Annotated in this window: 14 protein-coding genes; 4 read left to right on the top strand and 10 right to left on the bottom strand. The window is 66.7% G+C overall.

What is annotated here, in order from left to right; translation table 11 throughout:
- Positions 1–984: 984 nt before the first annotated feature.
- Positions 985–1,854, bottom strand: coding sequence for a rhomboid family intramembrane serine protease (locus JOF45_RS13680; protein ID WP_210050339.1), 870 nt, complete (start codon positions 1,852–1,854; stop codon positions 985–987).
- Positions 1,855–1,864: 10 nt separating this feature from the next.
- Positions 1,865–2,398, bottom strand: a complete 534-nt coding sequence (locus tag JOF45_RS11720) for a peptidylprolyl isomerase (RefSeq protein WP_210050336.1) — start codon at positions 2,396–2,398, stop codon at positions 1,865–1,867.
- Positions 2,399–2,657: 259 nt separating this feature from the next.
- Here JOF45_RS11720 and JOF45_RS11715 point away from each other — a divergent pair, with 259 nt between their 5' ends.
- The 3 genes from JOF45_RS11715 to JOF45_RS11705 all read left to right on the top strand — a co-directional run bounded on the left by JOF45_RS11715 (position 2,658) and on the right by JOF45_RS11705 (position 5,617).
- A complete protein-coding gene (locus JOF45_RS11715) occupies positions 2,658–3,467 on the top strand; it encodes a hypothetical protein (RefSeq protein ID WP_210050333.1) in 810 nt (269 codons plus the stop codon).
- Between the two features lie 90 nt (positions 3,468–3,557).
- Complete coding sequence (locus JOF45_RS11710; RefSeq protein ID WP_210050325.1) at positions 3,558–4,826, top strand: Mur ligase family protein; 1,269 nt, start codon at positions 3,558–3,560, stop codon at positions 4,824–4,826.
- Complete coding sequence (locus JOF45_RS11705; RefSeq protein ID WP_210050318.1) at positions 4,823–5,617, top strand: type 1 glutamine amidotransferase; 795 nt, start codon at positions 4,823–4,825, stop codon at positions 5,615–5,617. Before JOF45_RS11710 ends, JOF45_RS11705 begins: the two co-directional genes overlap by 4 nt.
- 32 nt (positions 5,618–5,649) lie before the next feature.
- Here the strand turns inward: JOF45_RS11705 and JOF45_RS11700 are convergent, their stop codons facing one another.
- From JOF45_RS11700 to JOF45_RS11690, 3 genes are read right to left on the bottom strand one after another with little or no spacing between them, the layout of a single operon-like run.
- Complete coding sequence (locus tag JOF45_RS11700; RefSeq protein ID WP_210051467.1) at positions 5,650–6,285, bottom strand: anthranilate synthase component II; 636 nt, start codon at positions 6,283–6,285, stop codon at positions 5,650–5,652.
- 5 nt (positions 6,286–6,290) lie between these two features.
- Positions 6,291–6,455, bottom strand: coding sequence for a hypothetical protein (locus JOF45_RS11695; RefSeq protein ID WP_210050315.1), 165 nt, complete (start codon positions 6,453–6,455; stop codon positions 6,291–6,293).
- Positions 6,455–7,291: a class E sortase gene (locus JOF45_RS11690; RefSeq protein ID WP_210050313.1), complete on the bottom strand. Its 837-nt coding sequence runs from the start codon at positions 7,289–7,291 to the stop codon at positions 6,455–6,457. The genes JOF45_RS11695 and JOF45_RS11690 overlap by 1 nt, the downstream gene beginning before the upstream one ends.
- A 34-nt stretch (positions 7,292–7,325) precedes the next feature.
- On the opposite strand from JOF45_RS11690, the gene JOF45_RS11685 reads away from it, so the two are divergent.
- Positions 7,326–7,649, top strand: a complete 324-nt coding sequence (locus JOF45_RS11685) for a cell division protein CrgA (RefSeq protein WP_342591485.1) — start codon at positions 7,326–7,328, stop codon at positions 7,647–7,649.
- Positions 7,650–7,764: 115 nt separating this feature from the next.
- On the opposite strand, the gene JOF45_RS13535 is transcribed toward JOF45_RS11685, so the two are convergent.
- Genes JOF45_RS13535 through JOF45_RS11660 form a run of 5 tightly spaced genes read right to left on the bottom strand, consistent with a single transcriptional unit; the run spans position 7,765 to position 16,714 of the window.
- Entirely contained in the window at positions 7,765–10,140 is a 2,376-nt protein-coding gene (locus JOF45_RS13535) for a protein kinase domain-containing protein (protein WP_210050311.1), read from the bottom strand.
- Complete coding sequence (locus JOF45_RS11675) at positions 10,137–11,981, bottom strand: protein kinase domain-containing protein (RefSeq protein ID WP_210050299.1); 1,845 nt, start codon at positions 11,979–11,981, stop codon at positions 10,137–10,139. Before JOF45_RS11675 ends, JOF45_RS13535 begins: the two co-directional genes overlap by 4 nt.
- Positions 11,978–13,426 carry a penicillin-binding transpeptidase domain-containing protein gene (locus tag JOF45_RS11670; protein WP_210050296.1) on the bottom strand — a complete coding sequence of 483 codons (1,449 nt, stop codon included), beginning with the start codon at positions 13,424–13,426 and terminating at the stop codon, positions 11,978–11,980. Before JOF45_RS11670 ends, JOF45_RS11675 begins: the two co-directional genes overlap by 4 nt.
- The gene (locus JOF45_RS11665; protein WP_342591484.1) at positions 13,423–14,895 is read right to left on the bottom strand and encodes an FtsW/RodA/SpoVE family cell cycle protein; all 1,473 of its coding nucleotides are present in this window, start codon (positions 14,893–14,895) and stop codon (positions 13,423–13,425) included. The genes JOF45_RS11670 and JOF45_RS11665 overlap by 4 nt, the downstream gene beginning before the upstream one ends.
- Positions 14,888–16,714 carry a protein phosphatase 2C domain-containing protein gene (locus JOF45_RS11660; RefSeq protein ID WP_210050290.1) on the bottom strand — a complete coding sequence of 609 codons (1,827 nt, stop codon included), beginning with the start codon at positions 16,712–16,714 and terminating at the stop codon, positions 14,888–14,890. Before JOF45_RS11660 ends, JOF45_RS11665 begins: the two co-directional genes overlap by 8 nt.
- Between the last annotated feature and the right edge of the window lies 1 nt (position 16,715).

The following is a 16,715-nucleotide window of genomic DNA, read 5'->3' as shown; positions in this document are numbered from 1 at the left end:
GGGCTGTTACGCCGCAGGAGGTACGTGTGCGGAGCCTGAGAGCCGCTCACAGCCCCTCCTCCCCGCTGCCCCTCTAGCGCTCCCCAACCCCCGTTGTTTGGGCGAAGAGTTGCCGTCTCAGCGGCTTCTGGGGCCTGAGACGGCAACTCTTCGCCCAAACAACGCAGCGGGACCGGCCGCAGTCCTGCATACCGCAGTCCGACGCCGGGCGTCCCGACGGCGCCCTCGGCGGCCTGTCCCGGCGGGGCACCGCCCCGCACGGCACAGTCCCGCTGCTTAGCCGCGCACAGCGCCGCATGACGCCCCGCCGCACGGCGGGCACGAGCCTTGCCCTGTGACACCAACTGAGAAGACGGCAGATCTACGCTCGTAGACCCGCGGCGACCCCCTGTGAATAAGCTCCACAGTTCTACACACCTTGTTATCCCCAGAACCCCCTTAAGTCCACAGTTACCTGTGGAAATCGCTCTGACCTTGGGAAACACACATGTGTTGTTTATCCACACTGTGGATAAACCCTGGGGAAAACGGTACGGGGCTCCTGCGGACCAATGACTTGCCCCCAGCGCTGAGCCAGGGCGATCACCGTCGCCGCGGCCCGGCCCTGTGGCCGAGAGGGGTCAGAGGAGGAGACTGCACAGCAGATGGGAGGGCTGGTCGTCCGGCGGCGACGTGGAAGAGTGCGGACGGGCGTCCGCAGATACCGTCGCCTGGAAGGCGGCTATGGGCTCGCCAGGCACCGGAGTCTGCTGAAGCCTCCACGGCGAGGTCTGTTGCCCGTGGTGCAGGAGCGAAGGCTTGATCAGATGCGCGCGCTATCGGCCTGGATTTCAGCGGAATACCGCGCGTATCTGATCAAGGCTGCGGTGACAGAGGCCCAAGGCTGCGGCGTCAGAGACTCAGGATGGCGGGGGAGAGGCACTCAGCGCTCAGTCTTCAGCGCTCAGTCTTCATAGTTCAGATCGGCCCATCGCCCAGACCCGTTCAGGAGCCGTAGATGTCCACCAGGGGGATGCCCACTGCGATCAGCGCGACCAGGGCCAGGAAGACGGCGCCCAGGCCGAGGCCCTGCAGCAGAGAGCGGTTCTTCCCGCGGGGGACCTTCGCGATGACCAGTGCGCACAGCAGGCCGACCACGAGCCCGCCGAGGTGGCCCTGCCAGGAGATGTTCGGCACGGTGAAGCTGATCAGCATGTTGATGCCCACCAGGACGATCACGCCGCCGCTCTGGCTGCCGGAGGCACGCAGCAGGACGAACAGGGCGCCGAAGAGCCCGAACACCGCTCCGGAGGCGCCCAGCGTGGGGACCGTCGGGTCGCTGAGATACATGACCGCCACAGAGCCGCCCAAGGCAGAGAGCACCAGCAGGGCGATGTAGCGCCACCGACCGATCGCCGGCTCCAGCACACGTCCGATGAACCACAGCGCCACCATGTTGAAGAGCAGGTGTGCGGCGTTCGACGGTGAATGCACCAGCGCTGAGGTGAGCATGCGCCAGAGCTCCACGGGGTAGAGCGGGTGCTCAGAGGTGTGCAGTGGTGCGTAGGAGAAGTATTGCGTGAGATCGGGCAGCCGTGCACCGGCGGCGCCCAGGTACTGGGGGAGGATCTGCAGCGCATAGAGCACCACGCAGAGTCCGATCACGGTCCAGGTGACCAGCGGCCGCTGGTCGGCGCGGACCGGTGCGCCGAACTGCGTGCGGGAGGCGGGCCGGCGTCGTCGGGCCTCCTGGACGCATTGGGGGCAGTGGAAGCCCACTGCGGCCTGCTGCTGACACTGCGGACAGACCGGCCGATCACAGCGTTGGCACTGGATGTGGGCCGGCCTGTCCGGGTGGTTCGCGCAGGTGTTCACAGAGGGAGTGTCACAGCTCGGTGATCTCGATGGTCGAGATGACCACGTCCTCTGCGGGACGGTCGCGCATGTCGGTCTTGACCGAGTTCAGCGCGTCCACGACCTTCTTGGACTCCTCGTCCTTCACCGCACCGAAGATGGTGTGCTTGCCCTGCAGCCAGGTGGTGGGCACCGAGGTGATGAAGAACTGGGAACCGTTGGTGCCCGGGCCGGCGTTGGCCATCGCGAGCTTATGCGGCTCGGTGAAGTCCAGCTCGGGGTGGATCTCGTCGCCGAACTGGTAGCCGGGGCCGCCCACGCCCAGGCCGAGCGGGTCGCCGCCCTGGATCATGAAGTCCTTGATGATGCGGTGGAAGACCGTGCCGTCGTAGAGGGGAGTGTTCACCTTCTCCTCGCCGGTCTCCGGGTGCTTCCAGGTGATGGAGCCGGTGGCCAGGCCCACGAAGTTCTCCACAGTCTTGGGAGCGTGGTTGCCGTAGAGCTCGACGACGATGTCGCCCTGGTTGGTCTTGATCGTTGCCTGATGCGTTGCGATAGCAGTCATAGCTGCCATTCTTCCACGAGACCTCCTCCGACGCCGGGCACGATGCGACGCCGGGCGGGATCCGACGCCGGGCGGGATCCGACGCCGGGCGGGATCCGACGCCGGGCGGGATCCGACGTCGGGCGGGAACAGCCTCACCAGAACCCCCGACGCCGCTGGTGGAGAGCTCCGATGCAATACAGCTCGGCGTGCCATAGCAGGTGAGGGGGCATAAGACGTAGGCTAAGGAGAGCAAACGATCCTGATTCGGAGGACACGCATGTTCGGTAAGAAGAAGAAACCGAGCCACAGTTGGGAGCACAAAGTGCTTGCCGGCGTCGACACCGCCCGCGACTGGACTGCCCCCAAGCTGGGCGCGGCCGCCGACTGGGCGGAAGGCGCCTACCGCACGAACGCTCCGAAGGTTCAAGATGCCTCTTCCCGTGCCTTCGGCGCGGTGAGTGACGGTGCATCTGTGGCTGGCGAGAAGATCAAGCAGCTCTCCTCCCTGGCAGGTGACGGCGTGGCGGCTCAGTACGACAAGCTGCCCAAGGGCGCCAAAGCTGAGGTGGAGAAGGCCCGCAAGAAGTATGAGCACACTCAGACGCGGGTGAAGAACGAGGTCGTGCCCGCCGCCAGCGCCAAGCTCGGCGGCTACGCGGACAGGACGGCCAAGCTGATCCACAAGGCTGAGGTCGATCCCCGTGTGGAGAAGGCTCTGATCAAGGCCACCGGCGATAAGAAGATCGTCAAGAAGCTGCGCAAGCAGTCCGAGCAGTACGCCAAGGACGCTTCCAAGGCTCTGAAGAAGCAGCAGAAGTCCAAGTCCCGCAAGAAGGGCCTGCTGATCTTCGGTCTGGTCGCTGCTGGTGTGACGGCCGGTGTCGCCGCGTGGCGCGCCTCTCAGCCGGTGGAGGACCCGTGGAAGAAGCCCGAGCCGGTCTCCGCACCGACTCCGGCGAAGTCCACGGCGGCCAAGCCCGCTGAGACGCCGGCCGCAGAGCCCAAGAACGGCACTGCGAACGTCAACGCCCAGCCGGCGGAGGAAGCCAAGAGCAAGAACGTCCCGGAGCCCAAGCCGGCTACCTGAGACGTCGTCGCTCCCGCGTCAGGAGAAAAGGACCCGCACCCTGCGGGTCCTTTTCTTCTGCCCTCAGAAGCCTGCGATACCGTTGAACCCATGCTTTCGGTACTGATCGGCAAGGCCGCGCGCGGAATCAGCAGGATCCGCGGCGGGGGAGGCTCGGCCTTCCCGGGCCTGGTGGTGGAGAAGCTCGACAAGAACTTCCTGGCGCGCACCCTCAGGCGGCTGCCGCGCGGGGTCATCGTGGTCAGCGGAACCAACGGCAAGACCACCACCACCAAGATGGTGGTGGAGCTCCTGGAGGGTCAGGGGCTGAAGGTCTTCACCAACCGTTCGGGCAGCAACTTCACCCGCGGGGTGGTCGCCTCCATCCTGGGCGAGGTGTCTCTGAGCGGCAAGCTCGACGCCGACATCGCGGTCCTTGAGCTGGATGAGGCTCACGCAGTGCACTTTGTGAAGGCCGTCCGGCCCAACTACTCGCTGCTGCTCAACGTCATGCGTGATCAGTTGGACCGCTTCGGCGAGATCGACACCACTGCGGGCCTGCTGCGCACGATCGCTCAGCACACCACCGACGGCGTGACTCTGAACCGTGAGGACGCCCGGGTGCGAGCCATCGCTGATTCCCTGGAGGACCAGGAGGTCAGCTTCTTCGGGCTGAGCCAGCAGCTGCGCAGCCACTTCCCCAGCGACGATGATCTCCACCAGAGTGGGGCGAACCAGGCCGCAGATCTGCCGGAGGCCGGCGTCGTGCTGGAGGAGCTCACCGACGACGGGGGCACCTACCGCATCGGTGGCGAACAGGTCAGCACTCAGCTGACCGTCAACGGCGCCTACAACACCTTCAACTCGGCGGCTGCGCTGGCTGTGGTGCGCCAGGCGCTGGGGGAGAGCGTGGACCAGGAGGCGCTGATCGACGCGCTCAGCCGGGTCTCGCCGGCCTTCGGGCGCGGGGAGAGCCTGCAGGTCAACGGCCAACCTCTGGACCTGGTGCTGGTGAAGAACCCCAGCGGCTTCCGCCTGGGCCTGAGCTCCTTCAGCGCTGAGGGGGTCTCCACGATGATCGCCATCAATGACAACTACGCCGACGGCCGCGACATGTCCTGGCTGTGGGACGTCTCCTTCGAGAGCCTGCGGGCGCAGGGGGTGACGAGGGTGACCGGCGTGCGTGCCTATGACATGGCGCTGCGGCTGAAGTACGACGCCGTCCCCTTCGACGCCGTGGAGCCGGACCTGAAGAAGGCGCTGGACGAGTTCATCGCGGCGGAGCCTGAGAAGCCCAAACGCGTCTTCTGCACGTACACCGCCATGCTCGCCCTGCGGAAGCACCTGAGCGAATACACCGAAGTGGAGGCCTTCGCATGAGCGCCCAGAACTCAGCTGAGCAGACGCCCGGCGCCGGCGGACATGGCGGGGGACGAGAAGACCGACAGGTCCACGTCCTGCAGCTCTACCCGCGCGATATGAACATCTACGGCGACTACGGCAACGCGCTGGTGGTCCAGCGTCGACTGGAGTGGCTGGGCTATGAGCCGGTCATGCACACCTATGACCCCGGCGATGAGTTCCCCGAGCAGGTGGACATCATCATCGGTGGCGGCGGGCAGGACAGCGGCCAGGACAAGATCCACGCCGATCTGCTGCAGCAGGGGGAGCGGCTGCGCTCCATGGTGGAGGACGGGGTCCCCATGCTGATGATCTGTGGGCTGTATCAGCTCTTCGGCCACTCCTTCGAGACCCGCGAGGGACAGCGGATCGAGGGCATCGGCGCTCTGGATGTCACCACCCGCGGCACCGATAACCGACTGATCGGCAATGTGGTGGCGCGCTCAGAGGAGTTCGGGGAGATCATCGGCTACGAGAACCACTCCGGCCAGACCTACCTGGGCTCCGGTGTGCGCCCGCTGGGCACCGTCACCAAGGGTGAGGGCAACAACGAGCAGGACGACCACGAGGGTGCCCGGTATAAGAACGTGGTGGGCAGCTACCTCCACGGCTCGATGCTGCCGAAGAACCCGGCCGTGGCCGACTTCCTGATCAGCACCGCCCTGCAGCGTCGCTTCGGTGAGGATCTCTCGCCGGAGGCCGTGGCGGAGCGGATCGACGACACCCTCACGGAGCAGGCGCGCACGACGGCGGCCAAGCGGCCGCGGTAGACCGCTGCGGGCATGTCCTGCAGGGTCAGGCCTCAGCGGATGGGGTTCAGATCGGCGGCCTTCTCAGCGGCGCCCTTCTGGCCCAGCGACTCCAGCCAGTTGCCCAGCATCCGGTAGCCGCCCTCGGTCAGCACCGACTCCGGGTGGTACTGCATGCCCCACAGCGGCGCGGTCCGGTGGGCCAGGCCCATGATGACGCCGTCGGCGGTCGTCGCCGTGACCTCCAGGACCTCCGGGACCGTCTCCGGGTCCACGGTCAGGGAGTGGTAGCGGGTGGCTACGAAGGTCTCCGGCAGTCCGGCGAAGGACTCGTGACCGGTGTGGGTCACCTCGGAGGTCTTGCCGTGCATCAGCTGCTCGGCATGGGTGACGGTGGCCCCGAAGGCCTCACCGAGCCCCTGATGGCCCAGGCAGACGCCCAGCATCGGTTCCTTCGCCTCGGCGCACCACGTGGTCAGCGCCACGGAGACGCCGGCCTCATGAGGCGCGCCGGGGCCGGGGGAGATGAGGACGCCGTCGTGCTGCTGGGCCAGCTCCACCGCTTCCTCGACCGTGTGGTCGTCGTTGCGGATGACCGTGGCCTCGGCGCCCAGCTCCCGCAGATAACCGACCAGCGTGTAGACGAAGCTGTCGTAGTTGTCGATCACCAGGATGCGTGCGGTCATGATCTCTCTCAGGTCCCTTCGAGGGTGGAGTCGTTGAACGGGCTGAACTGGCTCAGCCACGGGAAGGCGAACTCCATCAGCAGAAACACGATACCGGCCACCAGCAGCAGGGCCAGAATGATCCGGAACCACAGCGGCCCCGGCAGCACGGTGTTGAAGAACCAGGCGTACATCAGCGGGCTCCTGCCAGGGCGTCGGCGTCGTCGAAGTGATGCGAGATGTCCTCAGGAACGTCTCCGCCCCACGGCTGGAAGTCCACGACCTCCGCATGGGTGATCAGCCGCTCCGTGTTGGAGTACATCGGATGACAGGTGGTCAGCGTCAGATGCCCGGTCTCCGGCTCAGCCTCCAGGTCGTTGGGCACCGGGGCGATCATCTCGGTCTGGTGCGGATCCACCACATGGGATTCGTAGATCTCATAGCTGTAGATGCCGTCCCCGGAGACCACATAGAGCGGGTCACCGTCCTGGAGCAGATGCTGATCACCGAGCATGTCGCCATAGGTCTGACGGTGTCCGGCCAGCGCGAAGTTCCCGACCTCGTCGACCATCTGGGTGTCCGGATAGTGCCCCACACCGCCGGTGTCCAGCTGTTCAGGCCCGACGCCGTGGCGGATGGGCGCAGCCCACTCGTCACCCAGTCGCGGCGCGTAGAGCATCCCCATGACCTCGCCGGCGTCTGCAGCGGCCTCCATCTGCGGAGCGCAGCCGATCTCAGTGCCGTCCTCCAGGGTGTAGCAGACCTCGAAGTCGGGGGAGGAATCTGAGGCGGACTCAGCTCCGCCCTCCTCAGGGGCGGCTTGGAGGTCGAGGCCGGAGTAGAAGTCATCCTGCGCCTCTTGGCGCTCCCGGTCAGCGCCCAGGCCGGTCCACCAGAGCTCCCAGGCCACGAAGAGCAGCCCGAGGACGCCCAGAGTGATGAAGATTTCGCCGATGCCGCCGAGAAGGCGAGTGGCGACGCTCTTCCCCCGCGGACGACTGGAGCGGGTAGAACCGTTAGAATGGCGCACAGATCAAGGATACCGAACGGAACGAGTCAGCACTGTGCCAGAGTCCAAGAATCGCAGGAACCGCGGGAGCAATAAGCGCAGCCGGAAGGACCGTTCCTCCGCGCAGGAGGAGAGGACCGCGTCCCCGCTGAGCGACGCCGACCCGGTCAGCCTCGACGACCTCGAGCTCGAAGATGACAGTCTTCCTACGTGGTACCGCGCCACGATGTTCGGACTGCTGCTGCTCGGCCTGCTGTGGATCATCGTCTTCTATATCAGCAGCGGCCTGATCCCGATCCGCGCCGTCGGCAACTGGAACGTGGGCATCGGCTTCGGCATTGCGATGGTGGGCTTCTTCATGACGATGCGTTGGAAGTGACCGTTCCAGCCATCACGAGGCTCTGATCGTTGCTCATAGTTGAGGGCCCGGAGGAAAGTTCCTCCGGGCCCTCAACTATGAGCAGCAGGCTCAGCGCGCGGGAAGAGGCTGACGACTACTCATCGTCGTTACCGTTGCCATTGCCGCCGTTGCCATTCCCGTTTCCGCCGTTACCGTTACCGTTTCCGTTTCCGCTGTCGCCCTCGTCGGTATCCTCGTCGTCCGAGTTCTCGTCTCCGCCGTCGTCGTCGCCATTGCCGCCGTTGCCGTTGCCGCCGTTGTTGCCGTTACCGTTTCCGCCGTCGCCTTCGTCGGTGTCTTCGTCCTGGGCTCCGCCATCACCGTCACCGCCGCCGTCGTCTCCGCCGTTTCCGCCGTCGCCTCCGCCGCCACCCTCGTCGGCATCTTCGTCGTCAGTGTCTTCGTCCTCGTCATCCTCACCGGCCTCTTCCTCGGGCTCATAAGCGACGGCAAGGACCACGGTGGAGCCCTGCGGGACGACATCGCCGGCCTGGACCGACTGTCCGTCCACGGACTGGCCGATCACACGGCCCTCCTCGTGGCTGGTGGTCTCCTGCCAGTCGATCTGTACCGTCAGGCCCTGTGCTTGAAGGGTCTCTGTCGCCTCCCAATGCCAGGAGCCGAAGACGCCGGGGAAGGTGAGCAGGCCCGTCGAGAGGACAAGATCCACGTCCGAGCCGGCAGGGACGCTGGTCCCGGCCTCCGGGTCTGTGCTGACCAGGGAACCTTCGGGGACTTCGGCGTGATTCTCCTCGGAGATCTCACCGACCTCGAGCCCCACGTCCTCCAGGGCTTCACGCACCGACTCCTCAGTCTCGCCCTGCAGCCCGTCCGGAACGGTGATCTCGTCAGGACCGGAGGAGATATGCAGAGTCACCTGGGAACCCGTGTCCACTGTGGAGCCCGCCTCCGGATCCGTGCCGACGGCGTGCTCATCTTCGATCTCGTCATGGGTGACCATCTCGACCTCAGCCTCGATGTTCACTTCGGAGAGCTCGGACATCGCCTCGCTGCGTTCCATGCCCTCCACGTCTGGGACCTCCACCTCTTCGGTGCTGAGCATCTGCGTCAGTGCCCACGCACCGCCGCCGAGCAGCACGATCAGCAGCAGAAGCCAGAAGATCCACGCCAAGCCGCGACGTCGCCGCGGCTGCTCCTCGTACTCCTCAAGCTGCTCGTAGACGTCCGGGTCCTCCGGGGTGCGAGCAGACAGCGGAGTCCCGACGCCAGCGGCACCGGCACCCACCACGTCGTCGAAGTCCCGGCCCGTAGGGGAACCGGCGCCCACTGCGGTGATGGCTCCGGTGGGCGCTTCCGCGGCGTCCACAGCGACCCCGTGCAGAGCGTTCTGCAGGGCGGCGTCGAACTCTTCGGCGGACTGGAAGCGCCGCGCCGGGTCCTTGGTCAGAGCCCTATGGACCACTGACTCCATGGCGGGGGAGACCATCGGGTTCAGGTCAGAGACCTGCGGGGGCTCCTCGCGGACATGCTGGTAGGCCACGGAGACCGGGGACTCACCGCGGAAGGGCGGACGGTTGGTCAGCAGCTCGAAGAGCACGCAGCCGGCTGAGTAGAGATCTGAGCGATGATCCACCACTTCGCCGCGGGCCTGCTCGGGGGAGAGGTACTGAGCAGTGCCCACCACCGCCGAGGTCTGGGTCATCGTGGAGGCGGAGTCGGCGAAGGCTCGGGCGATCCCGAAGTCCATGACCTTGACCTCGTCGTCCCGGCTGACCATGACGTTGGAGGGCTTGATGTCCCGGTGCACGATGCCCTTGTCGTGGCTGTACTGCAGGGCCCCCAGGATTCCGGACATGTAGAGGGCGGCATCCTGCTCGGAGACCGGCCGGCCCAGGGCCTGATCGATCTTCTTCTGCAGCGGCTCACCGACTTCGGAGGCGGCGCCGTGTTCGGTATCCACCCGGCCGGTGTCGCTCAGGGCCAGAACGTCGGGGTCGTCCTCACCGCTGCCGCCGCCGCTCTGTCCGCCCTGATCCCGGCGGGAGAGCGGCGGCGGAGGGGGTGGGGTCTCGGCGCTGCGGAGTTCAGCGTCCCTCTGCGGTGAGGAGACCACAGTCTCTTCACCATCGGGGCCTTCGTCGACGTCTTCCGTGTCTTCGGAGGACGGCGTGCCGTGGAGGATGTGACGCAGCGTCACGCCGTCCACATACTCCATGACGATGTAGGGGGTCTTGACCTGGTCGTGGTGCGAGTCCTCCACATCGGCCCGGCCGGTGTCATAGACGCCCACGATGTTGCGGTGGTTCAGCGAGGCCGAAGACTGCGCTTCGCGGCGGAAGCGGCCTTGGAACTGGGGGTCCCGTGCCAGGTCTGGGCGCAGCATCTTCACTGCCACCTGCCGGTCCAGGGACAGGTCATGACCGAGGTAGACGTCCGCCATCCCGCCGCGGCCGATCAGCGATTCGATCCGGTAGCGGCTGTTGAGGATGCGTTCTTCGGTGTCGGTCATCGTGTCATTCTCCCCTGCCAGCCTAATGCGCTGGCCGTGGGGTCGTCAGTCGGCGTCGCGGTCGGAGAGGGGGAGCCGGCGTTCACATCCTCGTCGTCCTCCCCGTCACCGTCGTCCCCGCCTTCATTCTGCCCGTTCTGGCCGTCTTCCTCGTCCTCTTCCGGTTCAGGCGTGGGCGTGTCGGGTGTCGGTGTGGGGCTCGGAGCGGGTGCCGGCGTCGGCGTATCATCCTCGTCCTGCTGAGGACTCTCCTGCTCCTCCTGCTGCTGCTGCGCAGGAGTTTCCGCCGGGGACTCGTCCTCCTCCTGGCCCTCCTCCTGCTCCTGGGTGGGCGCGGGATCCGGGTCCAGAGCAGTGGTGCCGGTGGAGTAGGACACAGTGATGGTGCTGCCCTCCGGGACCTCTCCGGTGGGTGCCGCCGCGAGCACGATCCCGGTGGGCTGGGTGGACTCTGTCTCCTGGGTCTCCACCGTCAGGTCCTGGCCCTCGAGCTCCTCCCGGACCTCCTCCACAGGGCGTCCGACCAGCTCAGCCTCGACCACGTTGACCATCTCCGGTTCCGCGGTGAAGGTCTCGGTGACCGTGGGGGTGGGCTCGGGCGCATCATCATCATCGCCTGCGGTGAGCATCGGCAGCAGCCAGGATCCCAGCAGGGCCAGCGCCACCAGAACGACCAGGGTCAGCAGCGGCCACTTCCATGCGCCGCCGGAACCCTTGTGCTCACCTCTTCCGGCGGCCTCGTCGGCGCCAGAAGCTACGGATTTTCCCGTACCACCGCCCGTGCTCTCCTCATCGGAGTCCGCATCCGCATCGGAGTCCGCAGCGGAGGCATAGGCGGCCCGCTCCTCCCTCGGCTGCTCAGGCGTGCGCGCCGACGGCGCGGCGGCGCCGGCTGAGCTGACGACGGCAGTCGGTGCGGTGCTGGCTGAGGGGATCACCTGAGTGGCGTCCTGGTCCTGGTCGCTCTCCGGGCGGTCCAGGTGGTTCAGCAGTGCGGGCACCGACTCGATGGCGCTGTCGGTGTCATGGCGCAGCAGGGCATCGGCGGCCTCGGCCAGCTTCGTGGCGTTGATCGGACGCTGGCCGGGGTCCTTGGCCAGCATGGACATGATCAGCGCGCGCACCGGCTCCGGAACCGAGTCCGGCAGCTCCGGCGGCGGATCGTTGACCTGCTTCAGGGCGATCGCGATCTGTGACTCCCCGGTGAAGGGACGGTGGCCCACGAGGGCCTCATAGCCGATGATCCCCAGCGCGTAGATGTCGCTGGACCCGGTGGCGTGCTGACCGGTGGCCTGCTCCGGAGAGAGGTACTGGACGGTGCCCATGACCTGCCCGGTGGCGGTCAGCGGAACCTGGTCGGCCAGGCGTGCGATGCCGAAGTCGGTGATCTTCACCCGTCGGGTGGGGGTGATCAGCAGGTTCCCCGGCTTCACATCGCGGTGGACCAGGCCCTGATCATGGGCCACCTGCAGGGCACGGCCGGTCTGGGCGATGATGCTCAGGGTCTTCTCCCAGGAGAGGATCTTGTCCTTCTCCAGGATCACGCTGAGCGGGCGCCCGGGGACCAGCTCCATGACCAGGTAGCCGGAGCCGGCCTGCTCGCCGTAGTCGTAGATGTCGGCGATGCCGGGATGGTTCAGCAGCGCCGTATGGCGCGCCTCAGCGCGGAAGCGGCGCAGGAACGCCTCATCCCCGGTGTACTCCTCCTTGAGGATCTTGATCGCCACGGTGCGGCCCAGGACCTCATCGTTGGCCTTCCAGACCTCACCCATGCCGCCGATGGCGATCCGTTCGGTCAGCTTGTACCGATCGCCCATCGTGATGCCCACAGTTGGCCTCATGGCTCGATCACCGCCTCCAACATCTGCCGCATCTGGGGTCCGGTCATGGAGTGGCCGGTCTCATAGTCGATGTTCTCGTAGACCACCGTCACCGCGTACTGCGGATCATCCGCCGGCGCGAAACCGGTGATCCAGGTGTGGACCCGGCCCTCGGTTCCGGTCTCCGCGGTGCCGGTCTTGGCCGCGATGTCGAAGGAGGAGCTCTGTGCGGACTGGCCGGTGCCCTCCTGGACCACAGCTTCCATCATCTCGGTCATCTCTGATGCGACGTCTTCAGAGACGGCCTCACCGAGGACGTCCGGCTCCGGCTGCTCCAGCAGCTGCAGGTCCGAGCCGCGGATGGAGTCGACCAGGTTCGGATGCATCACGGTACCGCCGTTGGCGATGGCCTGGGAGACCATGTTGATCTGCAGCGGAGTGGCGGTGACGCTGCCCTGCCCGATCGAGGAGTAGACCAGGTCGGCCTGGGAGGTGGTCTCCGGGAAGGCTGAGGTGGAGGTGGACAGCGGGATGTCCAGATCCTGGTTCCAACCGAAGTCCTCCGCCGTCTCGCGCAGCGGGCCCTCACCCAGGTCCATGGCGGCTTCGCCGAAGGGCGTGTTGCAGGACTGGGCCACGATCCAGGTCAGGTCCGATTCGGTCTGCTGATGGCAGATGCCGGTGGTGAAGTTCGGCAGGGTCCGGTCGCTGTCGGGGAGCTCCAGCTCGCTGGGGTTCTCCAGGACGGTGTCCGGATCGTAGTCGCCGGACTCCAGCATGGCCGCCAGGTCCACCAGTTTGAACACCGAACCCGGAGCGATGGTGCTGTTGATCGGCCGGAAGTAATACGGGCTGACGTCCTCGGAGTCCTCCAGCTCAGCGATGGTGGCGTTGTACTCCTCGGTGGAGTGGGTGGCCAGCGCGTTGGTGTCGTAGCTGGGGCGCGAGGCCATGGACACGATGTTGCCGGTGTCCACCTCCTGCACCACGATGGAGCCGCGCTGGCCCTCGGGGATCAGGTCATAGGCCTGGCGCTGCAGGTCCGGATCCAGGGTGAGCTCCACCTGGGCGCCCTCCAGGGTCTCCCCGGTGAACAGGGAGGTCATGCGGTCGAAGAACTGGCTGTCCGAGTGGCCGCTCAGGTATTCGTTGAGCTCCCGCTCCAGGCCGGTCGGATGGGCGGCCACCGGATAGAAGCCGGTGATGCCGAAGTACAGCTCAGGATCGTGATAGACCCGCTGGTAGTCGAAGTTCGAGTTCTCCGCCGGCACCGATTCAGCGATCGGCGAGCCGTCCACCGTGATCGCGCCGCGGGGTGCGCCGCGGTCGTTGTAGATCTGCCGGGCGTTGTTGGGATCGCTGTTGAGATCCTCGGTGAGAGCGACCTGGATGATGCTCAGCGCGGCGAAGAGCGTCACGAACATCGCCACGGAGACCACCCAGGTATGACGGATTGCGTTGTTCACCGGACCGCCTCCTGGAACTGGGTCTCCTCGTCGCCGCTGCGGCCTGTGCTGCTGTCCTGCGTGGCGCCCCGGTCCTCAGCCGAGCCGCCGCGATCCTCGATGCCGGAGGTCTCGGCTCCGGAGGTGTTGACCATCGGGCCCACCACCACCGGACGGCGCGCGGAATGGGAGATCAGCAGCACGATCGCCACGATCAGCCAGTTGGCCAGGATGGCCGAGCCGCCGGCCGCCAGGAACGGGCTGACCAGGCCGGACATCGGGATGACTCGGGTGATGCCGCCGACCACCACGAAAACCTGCAGCACCAGGATCACGGCCAGGCCGGTGGCCAGCAGCTTGCCGAAGTGGTCGCGGGTGCCGATGCCGGCACGCATGTAACGGCTGAACAGCAGCAGGTAGAGGACCAGGATCGCGGAGAGGCCGATGAAGCCGAGCTCCTCGCCGAAGGCGGCGATGATCATGTCGGAGTTCGCCAGGGCCGTCTGGGTGGGCATGCCGTTGCCGAATCCGGTGCCGGTCAGGCCGCCGTTGGCCAGGCCGAACATGCCTTGGACCATCTGGTGGGAGCCGCCGTAGGCACGTTCGTAGATCTCCTGGTCGAAGGCGTTGAGCCAGATCTCCACACGTTCACGGAAGTGGTTCACGAACTGGTACGCCAATGCGGCGCCGATGGCGATGAACACTCCGCCGATGGCGATCCAGGAGAACCGGGAGGTGGCCACATAGATCACCGCGACGAACAGGCCGAAGAGCATCAGCGCGTTGCCGAGGTCGTTCTGCACGATCAGCACGCCCAGGGCCACGACCCAGGCCACGCCCATCGGCGCCAGGTCCTGGACCCGCGGGAACGTGAAGGGCCCCACCTTCTTGCCCGCCAGCAGGATCAGGTCACGGTTGTTGGCGAGGTAGCCGGCGAAGAACACCGCCAAGGTGATCTTGGCGAGCTCTGAGGGCTGGAAGGACATGCCGAAGATGCTGACCCACACGCGGGCGCCGAAGATCTCCTGGCCGATCCCCGGGACCATGGGCAGGAAGAGCAGCAGCACGCTGACGATCAGCGAGACATAGGTCAGCTGACGCAGTCGTCGGTGGTCCTTCAGGAACCACAGCAGCGCGATGGCCGCGCCGATGGAGACCACCGTCCACACCAGCTGGCGGTCCGCGGCACCGTCGAAGCTCGCGGTGAAGTCCAGGCGGTGGATCATGGCGATGCCCAGGCCGTTGAGCGTGATCACGATGGGCAGGATGAAGGGATCGGCGTACTTCGCGCGGAAGCGCAGCGTCAGGTGGAAGGCCAGGGCGATGACCGCGAAGATCGCGCCCTCGATGTAGTAATCCTCGGTGATCGGCTCATCCATGGACACCGCCACCAGGAACTGGGCCCCGATCCCGATGATCAGAGCGACGAGCAGCAGCACCAGCTCGACGTTGCGGCGCGGCTTCGGGGCCGCCTGTACGGTCTCACTCACTGGTCTCACCCGCCTGCTCGTCGTCGTTGTGCTCGTCCTCTGCGGCGTCGCCGTCTTCCTGTCCGGAGTCGCCGCCATCCTCGCCGGCGCCGCCTGCCTGTCCGTTGCCGCCGTCGTCCTCTTCGGCGGCCTCCTCGACGGTGTCGCGCAGCTGCTCCACGATGGTCTCAGCGTGGGCGCGGTCATCGGCCGGGATGCCGGAGGCCACGCGGCTGCGGTGGTACGGCGTGAGGTCTTCGGTGGCCAGCTCCATATGCTCATCCACCTCGGAGAGCGCCAGCGGTCCCAGAGACTGCGAGACGCCGTTGTAGATGGCGACTTCGCCGTCGTCCTCTCCCACGTAGTACTGGGTCTGGGTCCAGATGTAGCCGATGGAGGCGACGACGGCGATCAGGATCGCCAGAAGCGTGACAAACGTCGGCAGGAACCAGGCCCGACGCCGGCGGCGCGCCTCGATGGCGGCGCCCAGCTCGGCGACCTCGTCCTCGTCCCAGTCCTCCAGGACCTCGGGATCCTCCAGATGTTCCGGATCCGCGTCCTGATCGGGGACGGGGGCCTCACCGGGCTCCTCCTCATCGAAGGTGGTGGTTTCGGGGGCCGGCTCGGCCTCAGAGTGGGGCGCAGGTTCGATGGCCTCCTGATCGCCGGCGTCGGTGGGTGATTCGCCCAGCAGCTCGGAGTAGGTGTGGCGGACCGGGCGCAGCGGCTGGCCGGTGAGCAGTGCCGCCATCGGGTGCTCATCCACGTTGCGCGGCACCATCGGGATCATGCCGGTCTCCGCAGCGGAGGCGGCCGCCCCGACCAAACTGTGCGGCAGGACCTCGTGGTCCTGGCCGAGCATGGCGGCCGAGAGCGGGGAGAGCTCGTCGTCGTCGGGGGTGTGTCCCGACAGCGCCTCCGGGTTGACCACCGGGACCAGGCGCATCGTGTCCTCCGGCGAGCCGGCCTCCTCGGCCGGCCGCTCGGCGTCGGCCTCAGCATCGGTCTCGGCGTCGTCGTCGGGGGTCTCCGGCATGGCGCCGTAGCCGCCTGAGGCCGCGGCCACAGCCTTGCGGGAGAGCGGCAGGCCGCCGTCGTCGGGGGTCAGGTCCTGCTCATCGGCCTCCACCACCTCCATGCAGGTCACCGTCACGTTGTCCGGTGCCCCGCCCTCGATGGTGAGGTCCACCAGGTCGTCCACGATGGACTCCAGGGACTGCGTGGAGCGCAGCTTCTGCTCGATCAGGCGGTCCGAGACCACGGCGTTCAGGCCGTCGGAGCAGAGCAGCCAGCGTTCTCCTGCCTCCACGGGGAAGGAGGTGATGTCCAGCTCGGGGGAGGCGTCCACGTCGCCGAGCACGCGCATCAGCACGTTCTTATGCGGGTGGTACTCGGCCTGGTCGGGGTCCAGGCGTCCCTCATCGACCAGGCGCTGGACGAAGGTGTGGTCCTTGGAGACCTGGCGGAAGCGGCTCTTCTTCAGCCGGTAGGCCCGGGAGTCCCCGATGTGGGCGAACTGCATACGGTCCTCGGTGATGAGGATCGCGGTGATGGTGGTGCCCATCCCGACCAGCTTGGGGTTGGCCTCGACCAGCTTGGAGAGGAAGGCATTGGCGGTCTGGATCTCATCCGGCAGGACGGTGTCCGGCTCGGCGAAGCCGCGGGTGTCCAGATGGGCCAGGTCCAGCACAGTGGAGGCGCTGGCGACGTCACCGCCGGCATGGCCGCCCATGCCGTCAGCCACACAGGCGAAGAAGCGGCCTGCGTACCCGGAGTCGTCGTTCTTGGAACGGACGACGCCGGCGTCGGACCGCGCGGCGAAGCGGAATACCAGGGCCATG

Origin of the sequence: Nesterenkonia lacusekhoensis (genome assembly GCF_017876395.1) — a bacterium.
GTDB classification, from domain to species: Bacteria; Actinomycetota; Actinomycetes; order Actinomycetales; family Micrococcaceae; genus Nesterenkonia; species Nesterenkonia lacusekhoensis.
Note: the sequence above shows the minus strand (reverse complement) of the source record. Positions and strands in the feature narration are given on the sequence as shown.